Below are 2114 nucleotides of genomic sequence, written 5' to 3' on the forward strand. Positions count from 1 at the left end.
GCCCCCCACCCGGGACGGTGGTCTCCGCCGGGGTGGGCACCCCGAGTCGGCGGACGAGGGGGAGGAGCGGCGTGAACCGGATGGTGGGGGTGTGGAGGGAGGGGCGCCTGTTCATCCGGGACGCCCTCCACCTCGTGTCGACCGACACGTCGATCGCCGTCGTGTCGGACCCCGGGGCCGCCGGTGGGCTGCGGCTCGGCGACACCTTCGACCTCGACGCCGAAGCGGCGGCGGACCCGGAATGGTTCACCGCGGCCATCCACAGGGGAACGATGACGAAAGCCACATGTGCCTCTTCGACGTGGGGTGGTGGGCCGGGGAGCCCTCGGATCCCAACCGGTGACCTCGACCACCGGCAGGGGTCATCGGCACATGCGACTCCCTTTGTCCACATGCCACTTCGGCACCGCCCATCACTCCTGATCGGGCGGGGCCGGCGTCGGGGCGGAGTGCCGGCCGATCCTCGTCCATCGACCCGTGCGGATCCGGTTCATTCGCCACGCCGTCGGGAAGTGTTCGGGGGAACCGGAGCGGTCGTCGGCATCGACACGATCGAGCACCGCGCGGCACGCTCCGATGCTCGTGGGGACGGCGTTCCACGAGAACGACCTCCCGGGGCCCCTCCGTCATGAACAGCGACGCCGAACTCCGGCGGTTCTCCGACGTTCACCGGCGAACCGGTGGAACCGCGCACCGGCACCCGGCACCGACGCCGGTCTCTCCGGTCGTCCCGCCCCCGGCCCACCCGGGGGCGGTGCCCGGTACCCCGCCGGGGGCCGTTACGGTATCGAGTCCCGCGCCGGCGGGCCGGGGCGAACCGGCCGGACGTTTTCGGCGTGTCACCCGTAGCGACCCCCGACGACGCGGGAAACGGACGACGTGGTGGGCCGCCCGGGAGGGGAGCCCGTGGCGGCGACGCGGGGGCACGGGGCACGGAAAACGCAACAGGGGGGAGCGTGCCGGATGGACGACCACACGAGGACCGCACGGGTACCACCGGACCGGGATCGGGAAGTGGCGGGCCGTTACCGCCTGCTGTCCCCCCTGGGCCGGGGTGGCATGGGGACGGTGTGGCGGGCCCTGGACGAGAACCTCCAACGGGAGGTCGCCGTCAAGGAGGTGCGGACCCCGGCCGGGCTGTCCACCGCGGACATCGAGAAGATGTACACGCGGTTGGAGCGCGAGGCGTGGGCCGCCGCCCGCATACCCCACCGCAACGTGGTGATGGTTCACGACGTCGTCACCGACGACGGCCGTCCCTGGATCGTCATGGAGCTGGTGCGCGGGCGCTCCCTCGCCGATCTGCTGCGCGAGGAGGGGCCGTTGGCTCCCGGGCGGGCCGCGGTGATCGGCGCCGAGGTGCTCGCCGCCCTGCGCGCCGCGCACGGCGTCGGGGTGCTGCACCGGGACGTGAAGCCCGCCAATGTGTTGGTGGCCGAGGACGGCAGGGTGGTCCTCACCGACTTCGGCATCGCCACGGTCGAGGGCGAGACCCCGCTCACCATGACCGGAGAGCTCGTCGGCTCGCCCGAGTACCTTCCGCCCGAGCGTGCCCTGGGCCGCACGCCGGGCCCGGAGTCCGACCTGTGGTCGCTCGGTGTGCTCCTCCACGCGTGCGTGGAGGGCGTCTCCCCCTTCCGTCGGGGCACCCCACTCGCCACCCTGCGCGCGATCGTGGACGAGGAACCGCCGCCGACGCCCCGCGGCGGCCCCCTCGTGCCGGTCATCGAGGGGTTGCTGCGCAAGGACCCCGCCGAGCGGATGACCGCCGATGGGGCAGAGCGACTCCTGCGGGGGATCGCCGCCGGCGACACACCGGATGACGGTGCCGCGACGGGCGCGGCGACCGTGACCGACGCCGTGACGGATGCCGGGACATCGACCGACGCGGTGACGGTGGCCGGGACCGTGGCACCGACCGCGACCGGGTGGGGAGTGCCCACCGCGACGGGGTCGGACGCACCGACCACCACGGGACCCGTGACCGGCACAGGGCCCGACGCCCCGGGACCGACCACGACCACGACCGTCCCCGCCTCGGAGGTGCACCCGCACGCCGGGAGCGGGAACGTGTCTCCGGTCCCGACCGGCCCGTACCCCGCCGACACCCCGGC

1 protein-coding gene is annotated in these 2114 nt (G+C 73.9%); it reads left to right on the plus strand.

Features of this window, described 5'->3' with window-relative positions; genetic code table 11:
• Positions 1–963: 963 nt before the first annotated feature.
• Positions 964–2114: serine/threonine-protein kinase (locus tag FNQ90_RS20645; protein WP_182607731.1), on the plus strand; the 1151-nt coding region annotated here is incomplete at its 3' end.

It is taken from the genome of Streptomyces alkaliphilus, assembly GCF_014141535.1.
Taxonomy (GTDB): domain Bacteria; phylum Actinomycetota; class Actinomycetes; order Streptomycetales; family Streptomycetaceae; genus Streptomyces; species Streptomyces alkaliphilus.